Annotated in this window: 5 protein-coding genes; 3 read left to right on the top strand and 2 right to left on the bottom strand. The window is 64.4% G+C overall.

Annotated features, from left to right (window positions below; all coding sequences use genetic code 11):
• On the top strand, positions 1 to 1289 hold a 1289-nt coding region (locus tag Q1J79_RS03235), incomplete at its 5' end, for a TRAP transporter large permease (protein ID WP_300296412.1).
• Positions 1290 to 1306: 17 nt separating this feature from the next.
• Here the strand turns inward: Q1J79_RS03235 and Q1J79_RS03230 are convergent.
• A complete protein-coding gene (locus Q1J79_RS03230; RefSeq protein ID WP_300296409.1) occupies positions 1307 to 1522 on the bottom strand; it encodes a DUF465 domain-containing protein in 216 nt (71 codons plus the stop codon).
• 80 nt (positions 1523 to 1602) lie between these two features.
• Here Q1J79_RS03230 and Q1J79_RS03225 point away from each other — a divergent pair, with 80 nt between their 5' ends.
• Positions 1603 to 2127 carry a TIGR02444 family protein gene (locus Q1J79_RS03225; protein WP_300296406.1) on the top strand — a complete coding sequence of 175 codons (525 nt, stop codon included), beginning with the start codon at positions 1603 to 1605 and terminating at the stop codon, positions 2125 to 2127.
• A 15-nt stretch (positions 2128 to 2142) separates the two neighbouring features.
• On the opposite strand, the gene Q1J79_RS03220 is transcribed toward Q1J79_RS03225, so the two are convergent.
• A complete protein-coding gene (locus Q1J79_RS03220) occupies positions 2143 to 2802 on the bottom strand; it encodes a UbiX family flavin prenyltransferase (protein WP_300296403.1) in 660 nt (219 codons plus the stop codon).
• A gap of 246 nt (positions 2803 to 3048) precedes the next feature.
• Here Q1J79_RS03220 and Q1J79_RS03215 point away from each other — a divergent pair, with 246 nt between their 5' ends.
• On the top strand, positions 3049 to 3213 hold the full coding sequence (locus tag Q1J79_RS03215) for a YdcH family protein (protein ID WP_300296400.1): 165 nt from the start codon (positions 3049 to 3051) through the stop codon (positions 3211 to 3213).
• Positions 3214 to 3239: the final 26 nt, after the last annotated feature.

Genomic DNA, 3239 nt, shown 5'->3' with positions numbered 1-3239 from the left:
GCATGACCATCGTGCTGCTGTTCGGCCTGCTGTTGGGCCTGCTGATGACCGGCATGCCGATCTTCGCGGCGCTTGGCATCGCCTCGCTGATCATCATGGCGGTGTTCGAAGGCAAGGTCCTGAGCATGGCCGATACCGTGTTCGCCAGCCTCGACAACCCGCTGCTCGCCACCATTCCGATGTTCGCCTTCATGGCGCATGTGATGATCCGTGCCCGGGTGGTCGATGATCTCTACGACATGGCCAACAAGCTGGTCGGCCATATGCGCGGCGGCCTCGGGCTGGCCACCATCCTGTCCTGCACCATCTTCGCCACCATCTCCGGCTCCTCGGTCGCTACCGCGCTGACCATCGGCGCCACCGCGATCCCGCAGATGCAGCGCTTCGGCTATCGGCCGCGCGACACCTACGGCATCATCGCCGCGGGCGGCACGCTTGGCATCCTGATCCCGCCGTCGGGGCCGATGATTCTCTATGCCATCGTCACCAATGCCTCGATTGGCGGGCTGTTCCTCGCCGGCATCGTGCCGGGACTGCTGATCGCGGCGATCTTCGCCCTGTTCAACTGGGCCCAGGCCCGCGCCAATCCGGCGACCCAGGCGCAGGGCTGGCCCGGCATGGCGGCGGTGCTGCGCGCCCTGCGCAACTCGGTCTGGGCCGTGCTGATGCCGCCGCTGGTGCTCGGCGGCATCTATTTCGGCATTTTCACCGCCTCGGAAGCCGCCGCCATCGGTGCCGCCTACGCGCTGCTCGTGGCGGTGCTGGTCTATCGCAATGTCGGCTGGCGCGACCTGGTCGACTGCGCGCTGGACACCATGCGCACCAGCGCCATGTTGTTCATGATTATCGCCGCCGCCGCCATGTTCGGCCATGCCGTCACCATCATCCGGCTGCCGGCGCAGATCATGGAGGGGGTGACGGCGCTCGAGCTGTCGCAGACTGGCTTCATCCTGGTGGTGATGATCGCCATCTTCGTTTTGGGCATGTTCCTCGAGACCATCGCCATCATCCTGATCACCACGCCGATCATCCTACCGGCCATGATGGCCCTGCAGATCGACCCGATCTGGTATGGCGTGATGCTGATGATCAATCTGGAACTGGCGCTGATCACCCCGCCGGTGGGCATGAACCTGTTCGTACTCAAAGGCATAACCAATGCGCCGCTGGGCGAGATCGTGCGCGGCACGCTGCCTTATGTGCTGCTGCTGATTGTCGGGCTTTTCATCGTCTGGGCTTTCCCGCAGCTGGCGCTGTGGCTGCCGCTGGCTTCGGGTTTCGGCCGCTAGACGAGTGCTGCCGCCTGTCAGGCGATGATGTCGGGAATCAGCAGATTCTCGATCTTGGTGATCTGGTCCTTCAGGGCCAGCTTGCGCTTTTTCATGCGCTGGATCTGGATCAGGTTCAGGTGCGGCTGCTCGGCCAGGGCGGCGATGGCATCGTCCAGGTCGCGATGCTCGGCGCGCAGGTCGGCCAGCTTGCGCTGCAATTCCTCGGTATTGATCGGCCCCGGAAAATTCATGCCGCCACTCAGGTTGCACCACTCGAACTTGCGGTCGCCGGGCTTTCGCCGGAACCGGAAAGCCCGTTACCATAGCATGGATGAACACCGCCGACACAGATGCAAAGCCCGGCTTCTGGGCTTTTTCCCTCACGTTGTATGACCGGCCGGGGGTGGCCGAGGCCTGCCTGGCCCTGCAGGACGGCTTTGGCGCCGATGTGAACCTTTTGCTGCTGGGTTTCTGGCGGGCGCGCCAGGGCTATGCCGGTTGGGCGGCGGGGGAGATCGACCGCGCCATCGCCGCCGTCGGCCCGGTCAACGCCGCCCTGCAGCCCCTGCGCATGGCGCGCCGGGCGTTGAAAGCCCTGCAGGCCGACGAACCGGCGGCCGTGGCGCTGTATGCCGAGGCGAAAGCCCTGGAGCTGAAGCTGGAACAGGTGGCCCAGGTCTGGCTGGTGGGGGGCAGCCGGGTCAGCCCGGCGCCCCGGCGGAAACCGCCAGTGCCGCGCGAGGCCGAGATGCTGGCCGCCGTCGAGCATCTCGCCGCCTATCTGGAGCATGTTGCGCCCGGGAATCCGGCTATCCTGCCGCCGGGAGCAAAGCTGCTGGACGCGGCTTTTACCTAAACGTCCCTATCTTGTCTAAACGTCTTTGCGCGGCTTGCCGTTCCAGCGTTTCACCAGGCCGCTGTCGATGCCGAAGAGATCCAGCACCCGGCCGACCGTGTGGTTGATCACATCGTCCAGCGTCTGCGGCTGGGCGTAAAAGCCCGGCATCGGCGGCGCGACGATGGCGCCCATCTCGGTCACGCTCGCCATGTTGCGGATATGGCCCAGATGCAAGGGCGTCTCGCGCGGCACCAGCACCAGGCGACGGCGTTCCTTCAGGGTCACGTCGGCGGCGCGCGACAGCAGATTGCCGGTCACGCCGGTGGCGATCTCGGCCAGCGTCTTCATCGAGCAGGGCATCACCGCCATGCCGAGCGTCTGGAACGAGCCCGACGCAATCGCCGCGCCGATATCGGCAATCGGATAGACCTTGTCGGCCAGCGCCTTCACCTGCTGCGGCGTATATGCTGTTTCATAGACAATGGTCATCTCGGCCGGGCGTGTCAGCACCAGATGCGACTCGATACCACTGCCTTTGAGCGATTCCAGTAGCCGGATACCGTAGATCACGCCCGACGCGCCGGTGATGCCGACGACCAGCCGGCGCTGTGCCGGGGCGCGGACGATCGGCTTGGCCGGCGGCGGCACCGCTTTCGCGAGCAATGCCGCGGACTTGCGCCGCGCTGTGGTCATGGCCGGCTTCGGCGTTGCCGCCGCCGGAGCGGATTTTTTCCGGTTTGGTTTGGATTTTGTGCGGCGCGCCATGCGCAGGTCTCACGATCTGAGGAAATTTTGCAAAAGGGGCTGACAATTCGGGGATGCGGTGCTTAACTTATATAGTGCGCGTATCGACATGGTCGCGCCGCCCGAAGCGACGGCGATGCCCGGACGGCAAGCCTGATCGACTGACGCGCTCCGAACCGGAAGGAGGAGCCCGCGATGAACAATTCGGCGCATCTCGATACTCTCATCGAAAAACATCACAGCCTGCAAGCGGCAATCGATGACGAGATACACCGCCCTCTGCCCGATCAAACCCGTCTCACCCAGCTCAAACGCGAAAAGCTGAAGCTGAAAGAGCAGATTTCCAGTCAAACGCAATAAACCGTCGCCTCCCGATCTGATCCAGC

The sequence above is a fragment of the Ferrovibrio sp. genome (genome assembly GCF_029255545.1).
Taxonomy (GTDB): Bacteria; Pseudomonadota; Alphaproteobacteria; order Ferrovibrionales; family Ferrovibrionaceae; genus Ferrovibrio.
The sequence above is the reverse complement of the archived record's forward strand: the minus strand, read 5'-3'. Positions and strand labels throughout refer to the sequence as shown.